This window comes from Shewanella sp. SR1 (assembly GCF_020447145.1).
In the GTDB taxonomy this organism is placed as follows: Bacteria; Pseudomonadota; Gammaproteobacteria; order Enterobacterales; family Shewanellaceae; genus Shewanella; species Shewanella baltica.
This window is the reverse complement of sequence record NZ_JAJAEF010000009.1, coordinates 150,545-171,107: the sequence shown is the minus strand read 5'-3', so window position 1 is coordinate 171,107 and position 20,563 is coordinate 150,545. Positions and strand designations below refer to the sequence as shown.

Annotated in this window: 19 protein-coding genes; 11 read left to right on the top strand and 8 right to left on the bottom strand. The window is 44.1% G+C overall.

What is annotated here, in order from left to right; all coding sequences use genetic code 11:
• Window positions 1–168: 168 nt before the first annotated feature.
• Complete coding sequence (locus tag KV201_RS10955) at window positions 169–1,377, bottom strand: MFS transporter (protein ID WP_226059336.1); 1,209 nt, start codon at window positions 1,375–1,377, stop codon at window positions 169–171.
• A gap of 266 nt (window positions 1,378–1,643) precedes the next feature.
• On the opposite strand from KV201_RS10955, the gene KV201_RS10950 reads away from it, so the two are divergent.
• The 5 genes from KV201_RS10950 to KV201_RS10930 all read left to right on the top strand — a co-directional run bounded on the left by KV201_RS10950 (window position 1,644) and on the right by KV201_RS10930 (window position 7,591).
• Complete coding sequence (locus tag KV201_RS10950; protein WP_107402542.1) at window positions 1,644–3,050, top strand: hypothetical protein; 1,407 nt, start codon at window positions 1,644–1,646, stop codon at window positions 3,048–3,050.
• Between the two features lie 41 nt (window positions 3,051–3,091).
• The gene (locus KV201_RS10945; protein ID WP_226059335.1) at window positions 3,092–4,252 is read left to right on the top strand and encodes an imelysin family protein; all 1,161 of its coding nucleotides are present in this window, start codon (window positions 3,092–3,094) and stop codon (window positions 4,250–4,252) included.
• Window positions 4,253–4,407: 155 nt separating this feature from the next.
• Window positions 4,408–6,033 carry a di-heme oxidoredictase family protein gene (locus KV201_RS10940; protein ID WP_226059334.1) on the top strand — a complete coding sequence of 542 codons (1,626 nt, stop codon included), beginning with the start codon at window positions 4,408–4,410 and terminating at the stop codon, window positions 6,031–6,033.
• Between the two features lie 389 nt (window positions 6,034–6,422).
• Complete coding sequence (hemG, locus tag KV201_RS10935) at window positions 6,423–6,944, top strand: menaquinone-dependent protoporphyrinogen IX dehydrogenase (protein WP_107404864.1); 522 nt, start codon at window positions 6,423–6,425, stop codon at window positions 6,942–6,944.
• 119 nt (window positions 6,945–7,063) lie between these two features.
• Window positions 7,064–7,591: a cytochrome b/b6 domain-containing protein gene (locus tag KV201_RS10930; protein ID WP_226059333.1), complete on the top strand. Its 528-nt coding sequence runs from the start codon at window positions 7,064–7,066 to the stop codon at window positions 7,589–7,591.
• A 156-nt stretch (window positions 7,592–7,747) separates the two neighbouring features.
• On the opposite strand, the gene KV201_RS10925 is transcribed toward KV201_RS10930, so the two are convergent.
• From KV201_RS10925 to KV201_RS10915, 3 genes are all read right to left on the bottom strand, one after another.
• Complete coding sequence (locus KV201_RS10925) at window positions 7,748–8,503, bottom strand: DsbA family protein (RefSeq protein ID WP_226059332.1); 756 nt, start codon at window positions 8,501–8,503, stop codon at window positions 7,748–7,750.
• Between the two features lie 352 nt (window positions 8,504–8,855).
• Complete coding sequence (locus tag KV201_RS10920; RefSeq protein ID WP_006082872.1) at window positions 8,856–9,500, bottom strand: DNA-J related domain-containing protein; 645 nt, start codon at window positions 9,498–9,500, stop codon at window positions 8,856–8,858.
• A 346-nt stretch (window positions 9,501–9,846) separates the two neighbouring features.
• Window positions 9,847–10,500 (bottom strand): oxygen-insensitive NAD(P)H-dependent nitroreductase NfsB, encoded by a 654-nt coding sequence (locus KV201_RS10915; RefSeq protein ID WP_011847631.1) that lies wholly within the window; start codon window positions 10,498–10,500, stop codon window positions 9,847–9,849.
• A gap of 972 nt (window positions 10,501–11,472) precedes the next feature.
• Between KV201_RS10915 and KV201_RS10910 the strand changes: the two genes are divergently transcribed.
• Together KV201_RS10910 and KV201_RS10905 are read left to right on the top strand one after the other, a co-directional pair.
• Window positions 11,473–12,171, top strand: a complete 699-nt coding sequence (locus KV201_RS10910; protein WP_226059331.1) for a hypothetical protein — start codon at window positions 11,473–11,475, stop codon at window positions 12,169–12,171.
• A gap of 112 nt (window positions 12,172–12,283) precedes the next feature.
• Window positions 12,284–13,618: a hypothetical protein gene (locus KV201_RS10905; protein ID WP_226059330.1), complete on the top strand. Its 1,335-nt coding sequence runs from the start codon at window positions 12,284–12,286 to the stop codon at window positions 13,616–13,618.
• 523 nt (window positions 13,619–14,141) lie between these two features.
• On the opposite strand, the gene KV201_RS10900 is transcribed toward KV201_RS10905, so the two are convergent.
• From KV201_RS10900 to KV201_RS10890, 3 genes are read right to left on the bottom strand one after another with little or no spacing between them, the layout of a single operon-like run.
• The gene (locus KV201_RS10900; protein WP_106649618.1) at window positions 14,142–14,867 is read right to left on the bottom strand and encodes an amino acid ABC transporter ATP-binding protein; all 726 of its coding nucleotides are present in this window, start codon (window positions 14,865–14,867) and stop codon (window positions 14,142–14,144) included.
• A complete protein-coding gene (locus tag KV201_RS10895) occupies window positions 14,860–15,540 on the bottom strand; it encodes an amino acid ABC transporter permease (RefSeq protein ID WP_006082866.1) in 681 nt (226 codons plus the stop codon). Before KV201_RS10895 ends, KV201_RS10900 begins: the two co-directional genes overlap by 8 nt.
• A 7-nt stretch (window positions 15,541–15,547) precedes the next feature.
• Window positions 15,548–16,282, bottom strand: a complete 735-nt coding sequence (locus KV201_RS10890) for a basic amino acid ABC transporter substrate-binding protein (RefSeq protein ID WP_226059329.1) — start codon at window positions 16,280–16,282, stop codon at window positions 15,548–15,550.
• A gap of 369 nt (window positions 16,283–16,651) precedes the next feature.
• Between KV201_RS10890 and KV201_RS10885 the strand changes: the two genes are divergently transcribed.
• Window positions 16,652–17,533 carry a hypothetical protein gene (locus KV201_RS10885; RefSeq protein ID WP_226059328.1) on the top strand — a complete coding sequence of 294 codons (882 nt, stop codon included), beginning with the start codon at window positions 16,652–16,654 and terminating at the stop codon, window positions 17,531–17,533.
• A gap of 7 nt (window positions 17,534–17,540) precedes the next feature.
• On the opposite strand, the gene KV201_RS10880 is transcribed toward KV201_RS10885, so the two are convergent.
• Window positions 17,541–18,431, bottom strand: coding sequence for a LysR family transcriptional regulator (locus tag KV201_RS10880; RefSeq protein WP_226059327.1), 891 nt, complete (start codon window positions 18,429–18,431; stop codon window positions 17,541–17,543).
• Between the two features lie 122 nt (window positions 18,432–18,553).
• Here KV201_RS10880 and KV201_RS10875 point away from each other — a divergent pair, with 122 nt between their 5' ends.
• The 3 genes from KV201_RS10875 (at window position 18,554) to KV201_RS10865 (ending at window position 20,379) form a co-directional block, all read left to right on the top strand.
• The gene (locus KV201_RS10875; protein ID WP_006082862.1) at window positions 18,554–18,988 is read left to right on the top strand and encodes a CidA/LrgA family protein; all 435 of its coding nucleotides are present in this window, start codon (window positions 18,554–18,556) and stop codon (window positions 18,986–18,988) included.
• 2 nt (window positions 18,989–18,990) lie between these two features.
• Window positions 18,991–19,710, top strand: coding sequence for an LrgB family protein (locus tag KV201_RS10870; RefSeq protein ID WP_071940135.1), 720 nt, complete (start codon window positions 18,991–18,993; stop codon window positions 19,708–19,710).
• Window positions 19,711–19,887: 177 nt separating this feature from the next.
• Complete coding sequence (locus KV201_RS10865; protein WP_226059326.1) at window positions 19,888–20,379, top strand: GNAT family N-acetyltransferase; 492 nt, start codon at window positions 19,888–19,890, stop codon at window positions 20,377–20,379.
• Window positions 20,380–20,563 lie beyond the last annotated feature (184 nt).

Below are 20,563 nucleotides of genomic sequence, written 5' to 3'. Positions count from 1 at the left end.
TTTGCCTAGCTTTAGCATTTAACTTGAATATCTTGTTTGAATAGCTCGCTTGAGTGCCTAGCTTAGATGGCGATCACTTTAGCGTTTAGTTCTAGACTCAACATTGAGCTTAGCTTATTCCTTGGCCCGTAATTATGCCGCTTTATTCGATCGCTTTATTCGATCGCTTTATTCGATCGCTTTAGCGATGGATTTCTCTTTTTTGCTCGTCCAAGACCATAAGGTTTCATTACCCGGTTCAGGATGGCGCGGTACATTGAGCGCCAGAATTAACGAACATACGGCAAAGCCTGCGCCTATGTAAAATACCAAGGCGGGATCGGTTAACCATAATAAGCCCAAAAGCACAGGAATAATCACTGCGGCAATGTGATTAATGGTGAAACTGACCGACATAGTGGCGGCAATATCTTTGCTGTCGGCAATTTTTTGAAAATAGGTTTTCATCGCGATAGCCATAGCAAACAGTAAATGGTCGATCACATACAGCGCTGCCGCCATGTGTGCTTGCTCGACTAAGGCGTAACTGATGAAGACTATGATGAGTCCGACGTATTCCACTGTCAGCGCATTACGCTCACCAATTCGGCCAATAAACCGCCCAATCGCAGGCGCAAACAGCAGATTGACGACATAGTTTATTAAGAACAGCGCGGTAATTTCACTCACGCTATAACCAAACTTTTCGACCATCATAAAGCCCGCAAACACCATAAAAATTTGCCGTCTCGCACCCGAGAAAAAGGTCAGCAGGTAATAGAGCCAATAGCGCTTACGCAGAATGATTTTCTTATGTTGTACTTCCGTGGTCTCAAATTTAGGGTAATACCAAGTCATGGTCAGCACCATGACCAGACCTAACGCACCAATAATTAAATACATGTGTTGATAGTCTAACTTCAACCAGGTCATCACTAGCCAAATACTGGCATAACCCACTAAGGCTGCGGCCGAGCGCCACGCCAGTGCTTTACCCATAAAACCCGCCGCATCTTTTTTATCGACCCACTGCAGCGTTAGTGATTGGTTGATGGTTTCAAAATAGTGAAACCCGACGGACATCAACACAGTCGTCAGATACAAGCCGATGACTTGAGGAAAGAAACCTGTCACCGCCACGCCGATACAAAGCAAGGCCAGCGAGAGTAGGGCGAAGGCTTGTTCTCGAATGAGTAAAAGCACAAAAATGGCGGTGAAAGCCAAGAAACCTGGGATCTCGCGCAGGCTTTGTAACATGCCGATTTCAGCACCGGTGAACTGGGCTTTTTCAATCACGAAGTTATTGAGCAGTGCCTGCCAAACGGCAAACACAAGCGACATCACAAAGGTCATCCACAGCAAGAGTGCTTTAGGATCTTTGGTTTGAATGGATTTCATGGATATGGACTCAGGCGATAAGTGTGCAAATGCTAATGCTTTTTTGGCTAATAGGCTAGATCACTTAACGCTTAAAGAGTGTGTGGTTTATGAATCAATATAGCGATTTCTTTGAATAAAAATACGGCCATCAGATCCGGTATACAATCAGATACTAATGTAATTTGTTTGTAAATTTAATTGTAAATTCTAATGCAAATCATTCTCAATTGATCTATTTTGTTCGCGCATTTACGGGGAAGCTGTTACACAGCGCGGAGAAAGAAATGAGAGCAGAGTTAAAGTTGAGTTCATTGGCCATCATGGTCACTGCGTTCATAGGTAGTGTTAATTGCACTGCACAGGCAGCGACGGACCCTGCGATTTTAGAGCAGGCTATCGAAAGGCAAGAGGCTCAATTACAAGAATTAAAGCAGCAGTTATCAGAATTAGCTGCGCAACAGAAACAGCAGCAAGTTCAGCAGACAGACTATCAAACTAAGACCAGTGTCGCGGTAGATCGTGTTGAAACCGCCGCCGATAAACTTAGCAAGTTTTCATTTGAATCCTACGGTACCGCCGTTTATACCAGTGATGAGTACTTTGATAACGTCCAAGACACCACACCAGAGCGCCGTAATCGTTTCGATTTAGAACGTGTTGTAACTGAGTTCGGCTATCAATTTACCGATGCTTGGAGCATGGAAGTCGAGATAGAGTATGAGCATGGCGGCACAGGCGTCGCTTTAGAATACGATGGTTTTGATGAGTTCGGTGAATTTGAAACAGAAGTCGAAGCTGGCGGAGAGGTGATGATCGAAAAGGCTGAGCTGCGTTATCGTCCGTCTAAAGCCTTTGGTATTAAATTTGGTAATATCCATGTTCCTATTGGCTTGACCAGTATGCTGCACAAACCAAATCAATATCTTACCGTGATGCGTCATCGAAGCGAAGCCGCCATGATCCCCGCCGTTTGGAATGAAAACGGTATCGGTATATATGGTGAAATGGCTGATTTCCACTATCAGGCCCAAATTATCAGTGGTCTCAATTCAGAATATTTTAGAACCTATGATTGGGCAGCGTCGGGTCATCAAAAACGATTCGAGCATGTTAATGGCGACGATTTAGCATTTGCAGGACGTTTAGATTACGGCAACTTTAAGAAAGGTTCCGCCGTTGGTGTCGCTTACTACTATGGCAATACCAGTGGTAATCGTCACAAGAGTAATAAAATCAATGTGGATGGCACAGTTAGCATAGTGTCCGTCGCAGCGGCTTATGTTGAAGGTCCTTGGATCTTACGCGGTCAGTATCTCTACGGTACCTTGAGCGACAGCGATGCCATTACTCAAGCAAATAAAACAACGCCAGGCTTAAGGCCCGGTAACTTCGCACAGTTAGGATCGCAGTCACAGGCTTTCTTTGTTGAAGCTGGCATCGATTTGAATCATTTCACCTCTCTTCCGTTAACCGTATTTGCCAACATAGATTATTCCAATCCTTTGATGGAAGTCGAAACTGGCACAGCGACTCAGCGTTTTGAAAATACTTGGACCAGTGTCGGTATTAACTATTTCCCTATCCCACAGATAGTGATTAAAGCGGAAGCAGGCTTACAACAAGTGGCTGTCGCGAGCATTCCAGATACTAATTTCTTCGCCCTTGGCGTGGGTTATCAATTTTCGCTCTAGTCACATTCACTTTTGATGGAACAAATAGGACATTAAGCACTATGACATTACGTAAAACGGCAATAGCCATCGCCCTTATGAGTACCTTAGCTGCCTGTGGTGGTTCTGGATCGGATGATTCAACGCCCACAACACCAACTACACCGGATAATCGCTTTAGTTACGCCGCCACTGAGATGATCATTAACTTGACCGATGACGTTATCGTGGCTGGTTATGCGGACTTAGCCGCGAAAGCGGAAGCACTTTTACTGGCGACTCAGAAGCTAACTAACTCAACAGCACAAGCGGATTTAGACGCAGCTCAAGCTGCGTGGAAAGCGGCACGTTTACCTTGGGAACAAGGTGAATCACATATTTTTGGCCCAGTTGACTCACTTAGCATCGATCCACATCTTGATAGCTGGCCACTTAATACGACCGATCTACAAACACAGCTAAATACTAACTCAGGTTTTGATGCTGAGACGATTAAGGGCTGGAACGATGATGTACAAGGTTTTCATACCATTGAATTTTTATTATTCGGCGATGGTGTGAATGGTAATACTAAACCTATCAGTCAGTTAACAGCAAAAGAACGTGAGTATCTCATTGCATTGGCCGAAGTGTTCCGCGATTACACTAAGCAGCTCTACGATGCTTGGCAGATAAACCACAATCCGCAAGATGCTGCCGCTAAACCCTACGCTGAGTTGCTGAAGAATCCCGGTGTAGCAGGCAATACTATTTACTCATCGCAATTGGCTGTAGTTGAAGAGTTGATCAATGGCATGATTGCGATTGTCGATGAGGTCGGTAACGGTAAGATTGCTGATCCCTTTGGTGATTCCCTTGCCACCGCTGATACTTCAAAGGTGGAGTCGCAATATTCTTGGAACTCATTAGATGACTTTGCCAATAACATCATTGGTGTACGAAATGTATATCAAGGAGAGTTTACCGGTAACAGTGATCGTCAGGGCATCATTAACTTCGTGGCCGCTGCCGATGCGAACTTAGCGACACGTGTTAGCAGTGAAATCGATGATGCCATTATCAAGATCCGCGCTATTGCCGGCAGCAATCAACAGCCTTTCCGCCAAGCGATTAAAGATGATGCGGGAAGAGCGCGAATTCAAGTGGCTGTGGATGCCTTGACTAAGCTGAAAACCACACTTGAGTCTGATGTCATACCATTACTTTCTCGTTGGAAATCTTAATTTCATATTCAGAGCAATGCTAAGGCGATAGAGGTTCTTCGCATTGTCATGAAATGACGCTAAACGACGGAACCCGTTTGGTGAGTTATGTCTTAAGCAGCAAGGATGCAATTGCATAGTTGCTGCTTTGTCATTTTATTTGTGTGAGATTTTTGATGAATAACAGACACGTTTTATTACCTGCATTTTTCATTGGCTGTTTACAGCTGAGCGCCTGTGGTGGCAGTGGCGATGCACAAGATGTTGATACACCCATACCTGAACCTATTGTTTATCCTGAATATACGGATATCACTGCCAGCGGCGGCGCAACGACAACCTTTGATGCAGGCAATTCAGGACATGGTTTCTCTACACCATCGGTAAATCTAACAGCGACAGAACTTGCGCTGCACATGGCGGGCGATAAGTTTTTTGAGACTTCTTTTACCACGGCGCCAAACGCTGAACACCCTGAGTTAGATGGTTTAGGCCCCGTATTTAATAACGCTAACTGCAATGCATGCCATCAACGTGATGGACGCAACTCGACTCCACAAGTCAGCGCAGGTCAGGCACGAGTCAAACTGGGATCAGATGCGGGCATCTTTTTGCGGATAAGTAAGGCTGCCAATGACGTCTGTATTAAAGGCGATGTGAGTAATGATTATTGTGCACCCATTCCAGTACCTGATTTCGGCGGACAACTGTTTCATCGAGGCGTACTGCAAGCACGTGGTGATTGGCAACAGAATCAGTTTATTGGGCAAGCGGATGTTTACTTATCTTATGAGACAAAATCAGTGACTTACCCAGACGGTACTGAAGTCTTATTGAAGAAGCCGCTATTTGAAGTGGAAAACCCCTATGATGCGCCAGGAGAAACTAAGCAAAGCCCCAATTTGACCTCAAATCTTTTGCAAGACGATGTGTTAATGGGATGGCGTAATGGAATGCCAGTATTTGGCTTAGGTTTGCTCGAAGCGATTGCGCAGGAGGATATTTTGCAACATGTCGATGAAAATGATGCCAATCATGATGGGATTTCTGCAAGGGCAAACTATGTTTTTGATGCTGTGAAGGCACAAGCGGGTGATCAGGAACCTGTGTCTTTAGGCCGTTTTGGTTGGAAGGCGAATACCCCAAGTGTGCGTGTACAATCCCTAGGTGCACTGCGTGGCGATATTGGCATAACCAACCCTTTATTCCCCGATGAAAGTATCAAAGGTACGGCGCTACATGATGCTTATCTCACTCGAACAGGTTTTATTGATACAGGGGAAGATGAAAATGGTGCGCCTGAAGTCGGAGCTGAGTTCAGTGATGCTGTTGTTTTTTATGCTGAAACCTTGGCCGTTCCTGCAAGGCGGAATGTCGCTCAACCGAATGTAAGAGAGGGGGCGAGATTATTCACTCAACTTAATTGTACCGCTTGTCATGTGCCCTCTTATACCACTAAAACGAGTGGCGACATTGGTGGACGAGCCATGAGTGATAGCTTAAAAAGACAGAAGATATATCCCTTCACTGATTTATTATTACACGATATGGGCGAAGGGCTCGCCGATGGCCGACCAGACTTTTTAGCCTCGGGAAACGAATGGCGTACAAGGCCACTATGGGGTATAGGTTTAACTCAGACGGTTAATCCTCAAGCCGGTTTCTTACATGATGGACGAGCCGCAACCCTAGAAGAAGCGATATTGTGGCATGGTGGTGAAGCTGAAAAGAGTCAAATTGCCTTTATGAATTTATCTAAAAATGAACGTGAGCAAGTCATTGCATTTTTAATGTCTTTGTAAAGCGTGACAGGATGATTTGTCGATTCATCCTGTTTACTGTATTTCAGTATGGGCAAACCTCAGGGTTTGCCTTTTTTTGTGAGCTTGCTAAAACTACCGCATATACCTGAGTGGTTTGGGGCTAAGCCCGTGATCTATTTCATGTAAATTGCAGGGTAAATCACCTAATATGAAATATCTTAATGGTTGTTTTACGTTTGCATACCCAGTTAAATCCCACGGGAATGCCAATGACTCTGAGTGTCTATCGCTGCTTTTTGTGTATTTAGTCTGTGCGTGGTGATGTCACTTGATGTGCCAAACGGGCATAGAGAGTCGAAATTAAGCCGCCAGTAACAGTTTTTTTAGGCCGCTTATGGTTATTTTACTTGGGATTAATCGAGGCTAAATTGAAAAGAATTCTCATCATTTATTCTAGTGTTCACGGCCAGACCCAAAAGATTGCAACTAAGCTCGCGCAGCAGTTAACGGCCTTGGACAATGACGTGGTTACCGCCGATATCAAGGCCGCTCCCGCGCTCACTGAGTTCGATAAAATCATCATAGGCGCCAGTATTCGCCATGGTAAACATAATCCTAGCTTGTACGAATTTATCGAAAAGCATCAAGCCGTGTTGACGGATAAGGTCAGTGGTTTTTTCTCCGTTAGCTTAGTGGCACGTAAACCCGAGAAAAACACGCCAGAAACTAATCCTTATATGCAGGCATTCTTAAGTAAAACTACTTGGCGGCCACAGTTGTTGCGGGTTTTTGGTGGTAATTTGAATTACCAAGGCTATAACGCCTTAGATAGAAATATTATCCGTTTCATCATGTGGCTAACTAAAGGGCCTACAGATCCTGTTACGAATGTGGAATACACGGATTGGCAGAAAGTGGCTGATTTTGGTGAGCAGATCCATCGCGCCTAATTTTGGCATTAAATCACGGCGCCGCGTTTTGCCCCTAGCCCACTTTATTCGCGCTCATTAAGCCGTCACGAATGCATTCATCGCAAAGGGCAAAGGAAGCATTAAGTAGGATGAAAAATATGATGAGTAAACTCAGCTCCTTGTTCCGAGTCATGATGGCGTATCTGCATGTGTGGATTGTGATATCGAGTAGTTTACTCGTGTGTGCCAGCCCGTGGATTTTTATGGGCCGACGGATACCCGATAACGCCGGTTTTTGGGACTATTTGCATGTGTATCTAGGTTTAGCGTGCGCAGTGCTGGGGATATTGTTCTTACTCAGCAATACCTTGCATGGCAAATGGCACCAATACTTTGGTTGGCTAGCTGGCGATTGGGCGCAGTTAAAACAGGATATGCTTGGACTCACAAAAGGCAAATTCCCCGTCGCAGGTGGCAAAGGGTTATTTAGTGCCATCGAAGGTATAGGCATGCTGTTGCTGGTGGCGACTGGGATTACGGGTGTCGCTTGGTTGTTATTTCAAGGCACACCCACAGCGCTGGCGTGGCGCAGTTATCATCAAATTTTTGCGCAGGCTTTTATCGGTTTCTTGATTGTACATTTAGTCTTGGCAGCGAGCCATATTCTCGATTTTATTCGCCAATAATAGATTGGAAAATATCACTAAGTGACTGTGTTTATATAGGCGATTGAATTATGTACTTATATTGCAAGCTTGTATCGAATGCGAATAAAAATGGCCTCCTAATTTGGAGGCCATTTTTTATGCTGACGGTGCCTTGCATTAACGCTTGTGTCTGGTTTAGCTAAGACGTTGCAGACGTGTCACACCAATTGCGGCGGCGAAGACTAAAAATAACCAGCCTAGGCTGCCACCCGATGAGGTTTTAGCGGTCGCGGCATCTTTCTCAACGGCAAGATAGTTAATTAATCCAATCAACTCATCTAAGGTTTTGATGCTGTTTAAATTTACTGCGTATTTATCGTTCACGATAAAGGCGGGGACGCTGTCGATTTTGAATTCATTTTGCTGAGTGCGCCACAGGGCCAGCTTTTCATCGGTGCTTTTGCTGTCGGCTAATTCGTCGTATTTAGCAGCATCGACACCAAATTGGGCGAAGACTTTTTTGATGTCATCACGGCTGTTAATTTGCGGCTCGTGCTGATGGCCAGGTGCACTATGATCGTGGCCGTTTGCGCCCTCTGCACCTTGGATTGCGGTAAACATGGCATGGGTTAAGGCGTCTTTGTTATCAAGGCTTTGGAGCACGGCCAAAGAGCGCATCACTTCGGTACCAATGTCGCTATTCATAAAGTCGACATGTTTATTGTCGAAACTTATCTGTTTGTTGAGGTTTGCCTTGATATCAGGCAAATAGTTGGTTTCCATATTGAAGCAGTTATGGCAATAAAATGAATAGAATTCAGTCAGTTTAGGTTCACTGCTAGGCGCTTTGGCCGAGATTTGAGTGTAATGTGTGCCTTCAACAAAATTGGCGGCAAAGCTGCTCAAGGGCGCAATTGCTAAGGTAACAGCCAAGGCTAATTGTTTAATCATAGTTTCCTCAAATTCGGTGGGATTGAATTCACTGTGTCAGTTGTGGGTATCGTTGATATTTAACGGCCAACAGAAGCCATAAAGTGAGCTTCAATCTAGAAGTTTAGCTAGCCAAAATGCCAGCGTAACGCATAGGTTCAGGTTAAATGGAAAGGCTTAATTATGACTGAATTGGCCAGTCGCGACTGGGCTAAATCTGTGATCCCAATGGAAGTTTTACCTAAGATTTACTTTAGCATTGCCTTGGCGTCGCAATAGTGCAGACAGGATCACACCGCTAAATCGATAGGTGTCGACAGGTAACGATTCGATAGTTGTTGATTAATGGCAAGTGCTCTCGCTGGTGAAATGCTTAGGCAATGTCCCTAAGTGACTGCCACGCTTCGCACACTTCGCGAAACCGCGCCGCATCACCATCGGGTCGGTCTGGGTGCCACTTGAGCGCTAAACGGCGCCATTGCTTGCGGATATCGCGGGCGGTAGCACTCTCGTCTAATTCGAAAACTCGCAGTGCATTGCCCTTGTTCATCAGATTGATATTTAAGCCAATATAGCTCTTATAATTGCTCCAGAAAGCCTCAAGTAATTCACGCACTACGTTTTCGCTGGTGTCGTAGTTATTCCAATCGAGATAATACTCACGTAGGGAAGTATCTTGCATAATCAGAAGATTAACGTTCGATGGGACTAAGCGGAAGATCTGGATTTCCATGGCTTTGACTTGCAGCCATTGCTTTGGCAGTAATATTTCCTGCAGTTCAAACAAGGCGTTCATCAGCAGGAAGTTACGTTTGAATAAATCGTTACCCGGATTTTCATCAAGCTGGTGGATCAGCCCTTGAGTTTGTAATTCTGTGGCTAAGTGATGGATTTTCCAACTTTGGTTCGAGGCTTGTAAAACCGTGAGTAACGGCCAAATCAGTGGGTTATCGCCCTTAGTGTTTGCAACTCGAATCGATTGAGGTTCTTCAGTGAGCGAGGGTTTGGCAAATAACATACTGACTGTCCCATCCTAAATTGTGAGTGTGACCAATGCGCCGATAAAACCGCTGGGCTGCAAAAAAGATGACTCGAAACGACGATAAACGATGATCCACTAAGCTATGCCGTTCTGGACTGTGCAGCAAATCATGCCATAGAGGCAAAGTGTAGGCAAAGATGAATTTTAGAGCAATACCGTGGTGGTTTACTCCTACTTTAGATGGCTTCTTGTGCAAATAAGCCGTTAATGGCAGGCAGGTTTTTGGATATTGTCGGCGAAGAGCGCTAGGGTGCAAAAAATTATGCCCTTGTTTATATCACATTAAATCAAGGGCATTTTTATTATTCACTTAATATGAGGGCTAGATTTCAGTAAAAATCACCTCTTGATCTAAGCGAGACTTAGGCAATTTAGCGTTGAAATCATCCTCTGCGTGATAACCCATAGCGACAACTACGCAGGCACATAGACCTTGCTCTCTTAAGCCTAAGACTTGATTCATTTTAGTGGCATCAAAACCTTCAATCGGACAAGTATCGATGTCTAATACGCTTGCGCCGAGCATTAAAGTGCCGAGCGCTAAATAGACCTGTTTCTCCATCCAATGTTGGGCATCTTTCATCTCAAATTTATGCATGTTGGCGAAGAAAGAACGGCCATTATGCTGGGCTTGTTTTGCTTCCTCATTAGCTAAGCGGCCATCTTTTTCCTCTTGTTCAAGGATTTGCAGCAAATACGCTTCATCTAATTGAGTGCGAGTGCAGAGCACCACCACATGGGAAGCATTGAGGATTTTTTGGGTATTAAAGGCATAATTCTCGGTTGCTTGGGCGATTAAAGCTTTACCTTCGGCCGTGCTTGCTAATACAAAATGCCAAGGCTGTGAGTTAACTGACGAGGGGCTGAATTGCAGTAGGGTTTTGATGTCTGCAATTTTTTCCGCTGGAATCGTCTTTGTTGGATCAAAGGCTTTAGTGGTGTAACGTTTTTTGGCGAAGAAACTTAAATCACTCATGTAACAGCTCCAAATCATCAGGAATACAAATTCAATGGCAGCATTTTAAGCAGGTTTAAGTAAAAAACAATGTGATCAAGACAGGTATTAGTTTCAAAAAATTTTTGAAACTGTATGCCGATGCAACGCCAAAAATGAGTAAAACGCCAAGTCGTTTAATTGAGATTTTGGATCGGGAATCGGTGTCTTTACCGTTGAAGCTCGATTTCAATTGTAGGGAAATTATAGATAAATATCAGGGACAGATGCTGGCAGCAAAGATTAGGACAAAGCTTTAGCTGCCTTAGTTGAATGGCTATTAACCCTCCAAAGCCGAGGTAAAGGAACCTTTAGTCATCCTGAATTTATTGTCACTTTTTTGCCCCAAAGCAAGATAACTTTGTTGTCAGTTGTGCAGCATTCATTGTCATTGTCATTGTCATTGTTTCCCCTGTGACTCGCCATAAACTCGTCCCTGAGGGCTCGACGACGGCATCCATGCCGCCAACGGTCACAGTTGCAACAATGCCAATCTTAACTAACACTTCTGCTGTTCGTTTAGCTAAAAAGCTATTGCCCCATTCTTAGTTAGCACTGTGGCATTGAGCTATCTCCAACATCAGTAGATTGCCCCAATTTTAGTAATGCTACAGAGCTCTGACCTTATAAGTTATCCAACCGAAATTACGTTAGCCAATGAGAAAATGTGGTACGAGTATCAGCCTGAATGCGAGGCCAAAATGCTGTCAATCAAGGTAAACAATCTGCCTGACGTGAGAATTAAATAATGATAAAGCTAACACAATATCAAGTGATTACCCTTCAAACTGCATAAAAACCGCTACCGCAATAAAGCAAATACCTATAGCATGAAGAATACCAATTAATCTGGATAAGGCATCGGCCAAGTCCAACAAGCGATTTATGCCCTGCAAACAGCGTAGTGCACAAATACTAAGACGTTAGCACTCTAGTGGAAGGTTTAAAGATTAGATGAATACAACTGATATGCTTACACATGGTTTTGCTTCCATTATTGGAGCTTTATTGCTTTATTTTACTGCTTATACAAAGGCGAAAGGCACGAATAAAGCATTAAAAGAGGATATTCAGTCTTTAGAAAGTGCTAAGCAAAAAATCATAACTAAACATGCAGCAGAACTTGAAAGTGTCAAGAAAGAGCATTTGCTAGATATTGAAAAACGGAAGTATAAATATGAAGATAAAAGAGCACAATTCACCAAATTTTTTAGTTTAATTGACGAGTTTAATGCCAAGTGTAACTCAGTGTTTATTGAAAGGTTCCCTCCAATGTTTCAGCGGTTACTTACAGGGCAATTATCGGAATGTGAGGAAACATCAACTCAAAGTATTTTGGACTTTAATGCTGAGATTATGCACTTGTTCAACGAGTTAAATAAAGAACAGATTAAAGTTACACATGAGTCTAGCAGTATAAGGTTAATCGCAACCCCTCAAATTGATGCTCTGTTGGACCAGCTTGCGCTAGATATAAAGTTATCCTATGACGATGCAGTAACCATGCTTAGATTCATGGGGACACCTGATCATTTTAGTGATAATTCAAATGTAACGCCATACCAAACTAGATTAACTGCAAGCGGATCTAAAGTGTTGATTAGTCGAGAAGCTTTAAAAGAGCAAATGAAGTTGGAGCTCAACGAAATATAGTGTGCTAACAAGGCCATGAATTACACTCGGCAGTTTTGGTATGGAGTTCAGTGCGCTTTGTTGGTTTTATGGGGCACACCTTAATAGCTGGCTTATGTTTTAGGAGAAACTTTTGAGTAACTTAGCATTAGATACGTTGATTGAAGTTGGGTTACTGAATGCCCAGGGGGCAGTCTGTGATATATCCTCTTTACCTGATCATGAGGTATCCAAAAGAATATCTGCCTATATACAGTCAAGAGTTTTTCAATTCCCCTTAGAATTAAATGGTTTTTCAGTATCAGGTAGGTTAAGTGGTTTATACAGTTCTACATCAGTTGCTCTAACTAACTCAAAAGTTTTAGCCTCGGCTTTGATATATGAGTCGCAAATAATAGATGACCCATTGATGGTTAGAGGAGATATTCGATACAAAGACTTAATGAAGGGGCTTAACCTTTTTTCGTATTTTTTTAAATTAATTCGAGCTGATATTGTAAGAATTTATCCATTATTAGATCTCGTTCAGCCTAATGGAAATGAAATTCCAATTTTAGCTTCAGACGATGCTTTTAAATCGTCTATTCCTGAAAGAATCCATGACTATATTCATGATAATGCAGTCCAAAACTCTGTTATTTCAAATGAGAGCGGCGGTATGTATGTGCTATCCGAGCTTGCACATATTAATCGTCGAATGGCTTTAAATGTTAGCTTTAAAAATGATTATTGGCAAAATGGGGTAAGCCTTTATTTATTTCAGACAAGCGTTGCTGAATCCGATGATGATAATTCTGAATTTTTTAAATTAAATATGGTATGGGACCATAAGGGTACATTAAGCAAAGAAAAATTTGACTTTTGGTCTTATCAAACAATTAACCAAGCTATGCGAGCACGATTAATTGGAATATCCACTGAGTCAAGTATTTCTCAAAAGCTAGGCCATACTTATATAACTGAGTCACCATTCGAAGCTAGATTGTTAAATATGACAACTGAGACGCCCCCTAACCAAGGAGGAGAGGCAAAGGGCTTTTTCGATGCTAATGGTAGTCTCTTGAATATTGATTGCCCCGAAACAATACTCACTCTTCGTACGAAAAACCCAAAACTATATCAACGCTTTAATGAAACTTTACTCGACCTATCGGGTGAGCTTTCTGGCTATGAAGGTAATGAATTCAATAGAAGAGCTAGGAGGTTGTTTTCTAGTGAGATTGAACCTCAAATTAAAGAGGTTAGTAATAGCCTAAGTGCTATGAAATCAGGTTTTACTAAAGGTTCATTGGTTAGTTTAGGTGGTTTGTCTGCATCAATTGTTAGTGGTGGCTCAGCTATACCATTTTTAGCAATGTTAGGACTCGGTGCAGCAAGTGGGTTTACTGAGTCTTTATCTGGATTATCTCAATATCAAAAGCTTAAAAAAACACCCGCTTTCATATGGCACCGTATGAAAAAAACATAGCAAGCCATTCAAGCTAGACTTTAACAGTTTGTCAGGCTCTTCGTCGCTTCACATTATGACCAACAATTAAAAGCTTCTTAATGGAGCGTTACACATAGAAATTTTAATTCGAAACTCACTCATTCGAGCTAAAAGTCTAACTCGGAAATGTCCAAAAGCGTGCTGCATAAGGCTTTTAAATCTACAGATTACGCTAATGCCAAAAAGGTGAGCTAGGGTGATTTGCGAGACGACCGTCCGCCCCATGGACGGGGCGGTCGAGCATCCACGGATGGACTGGCTGCGAGTCGATGAGCGAATGCCATGGCTCGCCCATCCGTAGGAGTCAGCATTTAAGTTACCAAGTAACAAGTCATTTTGTCGTACTAACCCTCTATTTTTTACGTGCTTCTGTCTAAAAGTGGGTTACGTATCTCTTTTAAATCTACAGGTTACGCTAGTGCTAAAAAGGCAAGCCAGAGAGCTATGCAAGATGGCAATCCGCCCCTGCCTCCAATAATGAATTTAACTAAAGCCGCTTAAGCTAGCGCAATACTTTGCTTAAAAACGCTTGGGTACGGGCTTCTTTGGGATGGGTGAATAGCTCATCTGGCGGACTCGATTCAACTACATAACCGCCGTCCATAAAGATCACTCGATCGGATACATCCCGTGCGAAGCCCATTTCGTGGGTGACAATGACCATGGTCATGCCCTTTAGCGCTAAGTCTTTCATCACGTCTAGCACATCGCCGACCATTTCTGGGTCGAGTGCCGATGTTGGCTCATCAAATAGCATCAAGTCTGGTTCCATTGCTAATGCGCGGGCAATGGCAACCCTTTGCTTTTGGCCGCCCGATAAACTGGCGGGATAGGCATTGGCTTTGTCACTCAAGCCAACCTGTGCCAGTAGGTCGAGGGCTTTGGTCTCGGCCTGAGCTGGCGTCATCAGTTTTAGACTAATGGGCGCTAAGGTGATGTTTTGGATGACAGTTTTATGTGGGAACAGGTTAAAGTTTTGAAACACCATGCCCACTTTTTGCCGCAGTTTATCGACGCAGGCGTTTGGCGCTGTGATCAATTGACCCTCAATTTCGATATCGCCTTGGCTTGGCTGCTCTAACAGATTGATACAACGCAAAAAGGTACTCTTGCCGCTGCCGCTTGGGCCAATCACACTCACCACTTCACCCTGACGAATATGCTCGCTAATACCCTTGAGCACTTGGTTATCGCCGAAGTTTTTATGCAGGTTGGTTATTTTAATCACTTTGTTTCAACCTCTTTTCAAATTTCGACAGCACAAACGTGAAGCTGTAGGTCAGGAATAGGTAAATAAGGGCGCAGGTAAATAAGGGCACACTGTCCTCGAAGGTACGGCTACGGATGATTTCACCGGCGCGCATCAGGTCAACGCCACCGATAAAGCCAATAACGGCGGTTTCCTTGAGGAGCACGATAAATTCATTTCCGAGTGCGGGCAGAATATTCTTGATCGCTTGGGGCAAAATAATCGATTTCATGGTCATGGCTTGGGATAAACCGAGTGAACGGGCCGCTTCGGTTTGACCTTTGTCGACGGCTTGAATGCCTGCGCGGATAATCTCAGAGATATACGCGCCGCTATTGAGACCAAAGGCGATGATGGCAGCAGTGATTTTATCGACATCTAAGGCTGAAAGCACGATGAAGTAAAGGATCACTAACTGTACAACCACAGGCGTGCCACGGATAACACCGACATAAAGATTGGCGGGGAAGCGGATATACCACTTAGACGACATCTTCATAAAGGTGGTGCCAATGCCTAACACTGCGCCTAATAACATGGCGAAGAAAGTGACGATTAACGTCACCTTCAAACCATTTAATATCAGCAGTATACCTATCATGCCATCTTCGCCAATTGGGCTGAACAGCGAGCTGTTAATTGCGTCTATCATGCTGATATCACTTTATATGGGCAGAAACGAGCGTCTGATATTGGCCGTCGGCTTTCATGTTAGCCAGTGTTTTATTGATGCTCGCCAACAGTTCAGGCTGCTCTTTTGACACGGCGAAACCATAAAACTCAGCAGGAAAATCCAGTTTGATCATCTTTAATTCAGGATTTTTAGCCAGATAGTTAGCGGCAGGTTCGCTGTCGAATAACACTAAATCTACCTTTGAATTTTTAAGCTCCATAATGGCTTCGAAACCCGTATTAAAGGCGGTGATATTTTGGGTATATTTTTTCGACATGATGTCAGCGGTTGTGCCTAACTGCACCGCAAAGTGTTTGCCTTTAATATCTTCAAGCGTATGAATACTATTGTTATCTTTGTTAACCAGCACCACTTGGGTCGCTTCGTAGTAAGGCTCTGAGAAGTTTACGTTTGCCTGACGTTCAGCGGTAATCGTCATGCCTGAGGCGATAAAATCAATCTTGCCTGAGTTAAGCGCGACGATCAGTGAATCGAATTTCATGTTTTCGACTTTGAGCGTCTTGCCGGCATCTTTAGCGATTTTCTTGGCCAGATCGATATCAAAGCCTTTGATTTCATCACCACTTTGGCCGCCAACATATTCAAAAGGAGGGAAGGCGGCATTAGTGCCAACGACTAACACGTCATCGCTTTTTCCGCATCCAGCTAACAACAAGGTGGCAGTTAAGGTCAGGCCGCCTAATAACATGGATTTTTTCATTTAAGACTCTCTTGTCGATTTCACTATCAGTGTGGCGACTATAGGCAGATGAGCATGTTGTGTCAATAATTATGCTGTTAATTTGATTAAAAATTCATTTTATTTTTGCGGTTTTCAGTCGCAAGATTGAGGGCCGCTGCTTTCCCGTACAAATTTGTGTATAAGTTGTTTTTTCTGGGTTGAATTCTTGTGCATTGGCCTATATCTATTGTTACTGTTAGGTTTTTGGCTATCTGTACTTCTGTGGTGTTTATTAGCAGCATCTCAATGAGAGTGTCATAATTTGCACTATCGCCTATTATTCTTCGATTAAATTGGCTAGTTTAGCCGCTCTTTAACGGCAACCTTCGTTGGTGTTATTCCTATTTTATGCAGTTTAACCCTCTGGTTGATTTGATTATCAAGCCAGAAATGATGTTTCAGGAGTCAAAAGTGAACTATCTCAACTCAGCATTAGTGTGTTTAGCCCTGTGCTTATCGAGTGCACTGCAGGCCGAAGAGCAAACTCAGTGGCATTACAGCTTAGGCAGCCATGATTTTGTGGTCGAGGATTCTCACACCTTAGGGGTGAATGCGAGTCTATTGTTAGAACATAAAACCCAAAGTGATATTTTGCTGACGGCGGCGCTGGATGCCTATATAGATGTAGATGTCGATAAACTCGACCCTGACCATATCCCAGTTTGGTTTAAGTCCACCTATGCTGCGAGTGGTGAGTTGTATCGTATTAATCCTGAATTTTCATTGGGTTGGCAGTTCGACTTACAAGGAAAGCGTAATACCGTTAGCTCGGTGGAGAAACAAGCTAAGGTATTTCCTGGGCTGACGGCTAACTTCGACGGGGAGCAATTACAGGCCCTGTTCAAGGCGGGTGCGGGTTATTACTATCTCGAAATCGATGACGATGTGCCTAGAACCCGAGGTTACGATCGTGGCGATTTTGGGAATGGTACGTTTGCTTATACCTTTATGGGAAGTGTAGGGGCGGATATGACGCCTAAGCTACATATGCAGGTTGCCGCGCAAACGTGGCAGGACGAGGGCAAATGGTTAGAGAATCAATATCGCTTTGAGCTGAGTTACCAAACCGATTTTTGGCGGCCTAACAGCATGCTCGTGTTGAGCGCCGAGCACACGCAATACAATTTAGACCACTATGCCAAAGTCGATATTAACTCGGCTGAGTATTTGCCTATTCTGCCATGGGATAGCGATACGCTAGTGCGTTTGAGCTTAGTGATCCCTTGGTAACATAGTGTCACTTATGAGTTAAGTGCTTCTCGACTAAAGCTATCATGGCTTGAGCTGCAAAGGACAATACTTGGTCTTTGCGCCAAAACAGCGATAGCTCCCAGCGCAGCTCGTCACTCGCCAGCGGGATATTCACGACGCCGGGCACGCTGTAACGCCGCGCGATGGAGCGCGGCAATACCATCACCCCAGTGCCCGCCGCGACTAAGGCAATCCCGAAATCGGCTTGGCTAACGCGGGTAATGTTTTTAGGGACAAATCCAGCGTGTCGGCAGGCATTAAGCACTAATTGATAGAGGGTGTATTCGGTTTCGAACATCACTTGAGGATCGGCGCTGAGATCCCTAAACGACAATATCTGTCTTGTGGATAACGGATTTTCCTTGGGAAGCACCACTACCATAGGATCGTTAAACACCCGAATACCATCATAGCCATCATCAAAATCGATAATCCCTGTGGCCAGTTCAATCTCACCCTTTTTGATCGCCGAAGTTTGTTCTACACCGCCACGGACTAGTAAGTGCATATCAATTTGCGGATATTGCTGGCGATACTTAGCAATAATGGGGGCAAAAATCTCGGCGCTGCCGAGCGGCGCTAATCCCAGATTGAGTTCGCCTGCGGTTAAGCTGCGCTGCGCCGTGAGTTCGGCGAGCATGCGTTGCCGCCCTGCGAGCAGGTCTTTACCGTGTCGATAAACGACTTCGCCTGCGGGAGTGAGTTTGACTTGGGTGCCGCGTTTACCGCGCTCAAGCAGGGTGAGATCGAGTTCTTGCTCTAATTGGCGCACGGCTTTTGATAACGCAGGTTGGGTGAGATGGACTTTTTCGCTGGCTTTACCAAAGCCTCCGGCATCGACGATTTCGATAAAATAGCGAATAACTTTGAGGTCCATTGGGCTTCACCTTTAAATGTATTCTTAAAGTTCATGTATTACATTCTTAATATTCATTTTTTTTATCAAATAAGCAAGCCTAGAATAGCCCCATAGAAAACTTTGTTCTAACCGAGAAAATCATGTCATTCCCACAAGCCGCAATACGTCAGTGTCGACATTGGGCTTTGTTATTAACCCAAATCGGCCTCTTCTGTTTACTGTCCTTCGCTTGTCACTGGTTCGCCACTTGGGCACATTCTCCTATTCCTGGGAGTGTGATTGGCTTAGGCATACTCTTATTTTTATTAGGTTTTAAACTCATCCCCGAAAATGCCGTGCAACTGGGCGCCGCTTGGTTGATTGGTGAATTATTGCTGTTTTTTATCCCACCTGTGATTTCGGTCATTAAGTACGAAGGTTTATTTGAGCAATACGGCACCAATATATTGTTCACCTTAGTGATGGGCAGTGTGTGCGTGATGTTTGGTACTGGCTTTGTGGTCGATAGAGTGTTTCGTTTTGAGCGCCAACTGAACATCAAAAAGCAGGCCCGTCGCCACGCTAAGGCAGCTTAGTTATGACTGACTCAAGAGTGGTGGATTTTGTGTTGTCGCAGACCGGATTAGCCCTATTTAGTTTATTGCTGACGGTATTTTGTTACTTCGGCGCTAAGCGTCTCTATAAGTACCACAGAGTCTGGTGGTTAGCGCCCATAGTGTTAGCGCCGATAGTGATTACCTTATTGGTGTTTAATCTTAAGATCCCGCTGCCAACCTATTTTGAATACACCCATTGGTTGATGGCCATGTTAGCGCCCGCGACTATCGCCTTTGCTTTGCCGATTTATCGTGAGCGTAACTTGATCCGCCAGTATCCGCTGACGATAGGGTTAGGTGTAACGGCCGGATTATTTCTGGGGATGATATCTTCTTGGTTGCTGGTGAAATTTATACCTCTGCCGGTGGAATTGTCTAAGAGTTTGCTGGTGCGTTCGGTGTCGACTCCTTTTGCGATGGAGGCCACCAGTGCCTTTGGCGGCGTGCCTGAGTTGACGGCCATGATGGTGTTAATCACAGGCGTGATCGGCATGTTGGTGTGTGAACCGCTATTCAAATTTATGCGGATTCGTACTTCGTTAGGTAAAGGTGTGGCACTCGGCGCCTCGGCCCACGGTGCTGGCGCGGCAAAAGCCACTGAAATCGGCCAGCAAGAGGGCGTTATCGCCAGTTTGACGATGATTTTTATTGGTATCGCTATGGTATTAGGCGCCCCCGTTTTTGCGTTGATCTTTATCTAGGCTTTGAATTCTATCGAGTGAGTTTTATGGCTTGAATTTACACACCTCAATTTTGGCAAATTTGCCTCTTCGGGCGCTAACACCTTCTCAGTTATGCGCCTTTTTTTTGCTTGTGACCCGTCCTAAATATGGCATGCTGTACCCAGTTGAAATACAAAGTATTCAGGATGATTACAGATGTCTAATGAGCGAGATAAACCGTTAAAAACACAACAAAACGTGAGTTTACGTCCGGTTGATGAAACTGATCTTGAGGCGATTTTTGCCCATCAAAGCGATCCTATTGCTAATCAGCTTGCTCAGTTTCCGCCAAGGGATCGGGAAGCGTTTTTTAAGCATTGGCATGGGAATATTCTAGGGCAAGTCAATGTGCTAGCAAGGGCTATCGATTTTGATGGCAAGTTTGTGGGCAACATAGGCCATTGGCACAGTGACGGGCAAGCGCTGATAGGATATTGGATTGACCGTGACTACTGGGGCAAAGGCATCGCGACCCAAACCTTAGCGCAATTCTTGCCTTTAGTGAGTGCGAGACCACTCTTTGCCGAAGTCGCTAAGCATAATCTGGCTTCCCAGCGAGTCCTCTTAAAACACGGGTTTGTGCTGACGGGTCAATTAATTCAAGAGAGCCAAGATACTGAAGCATTGCTCGAATTTGTTTTACGTTAGCTTATAACGGCACAATCGCGGCATTTATGGCGTATGTTAATGCGTTTATACGCCATAAATCACGTCTTCCAATCCTTAAAATCCCTGAACTGCAGCCGCTTTTGTTAAAAGTGCAAAAAGTCGTCCATTATTTTTATAGCCAATGATTCTACTGCCAAAACCCTCTTTTAAAGACGTAGTTGCT

Excerpts from the sequence above, each read along its gene's own strand:
- KV201_RS10955 (WP_226059336.1), bottom strand. The coding sequence starts at position 1,377 with ATGAAATCCATTCAAACCAAAGATCCTAAAGCACTCTTGCTGTGGATG.
- KV201_RS10950 (WP_107402542.1), top strand. The coding sequence starts at position 1,644 with ATGAGAGCAGAGTTAAAGTTGAGTTCATTGGCCATCATGGTCACTGCG.
- KV201_RS10945 (WP_226059335.1), top strand. The coding sequence starts at position 3,092 with ATGACATTACGTAAAACGGCAATAGCCATCGCCCTTATGAGTACCTTA.
- KV201_RS10940 (WP_226059334.1), top strand. The coding sequence starts at position 4,408 with ATGAATAACAGACACGTTTTATTACCTGCATTTTTCATTGGCTGTTTA.
- KV201_RS10930 (WP_226059333.1), top strand. The coding sequence starts at position 7,064 with ATGATGAGTAAACTCAGCTCCTTGTTCCGAGTCATGATGGCGTATCTG.
- KV201_RS10925 (WP_226059332.1), bottom strand. The coding sequence starts at position 8,503 with ATGATTAAACAATTAGCCTTGGCTGTTACCTTAGCAATTGCGCCCTTG.
- KV201_RS10920 (WP_006082872.1), bottom strand. The coding sequence starts at position 9,500 with ATGTTATTTGCCAAACCCTCGCTCACTGAAGAACCTCAATCGATTCGA.
- KV201_RS10915 (WP_011847631.1), bottom strand. The coding sequence starts at position 10,500 with ATGAGTGATTTAAGTTTCTTCGCCAAAAAACGTTACACCACTAAAGCC.
- KV201_RS10910 (WP_226059331.1), top strand. The coding sequence starts at position 11,473 with ATGAATACAACTGATATGCTTACACATGGTTTTGCTTCCATTATTGGA.
- KV201_RS10895 (WP_006082866.1), bottom strand. The coding sequence starts at position 15,540 with ATGATAGACGCAATTAACAGCTCGCTGTTCAGCCCAATTGGCGAAGAT.
- KV201_RS10890 (WP_226059329.1), bottom strand. The coding sequence starts at position 16,282 with ATGAAAAAATCCATGTTATTAGGCGGCCTGACCTTAACTGCCACCTTG.
- KV201_RS10885 (WP_226059328.1), top strand. The coding sequence starts at position 16,652 with ATGCAGTTTAACCCTCTGGTTGATTTGATTATCAAGCCAGAAATGATG.
- KV201_RS10880 (WP_226059327.1), bottom strand. The coding sequence starts at position 18,431 with ATGGACCTCAAAGTTATTCGCTATTTTATCGAAATCGTCGATGCCGGA.
- KV201_RS10875 (WP_006082862.1), top strand. The coding sequence starts at position 18,554 with ATGTCATTCCCACAAGCCGCAATACGTCAGTGTCGACATTGGGCTTTG.
- KV201_RS10870 (WP_071940135.1), top strand. The coding sequence starts at position 18,991 with ATGACTGACTCAAGAGTGGTGGATTTTGTGTTGTCGCAGACCGGATTA.
- KV201_RS10865 (WP_226059326.1), top strand. The coding sequence starts at position 19,888 with ATGTCTAATGAGCGAGATAAACCGTTAAAAACACAACAAAACGTGAGT.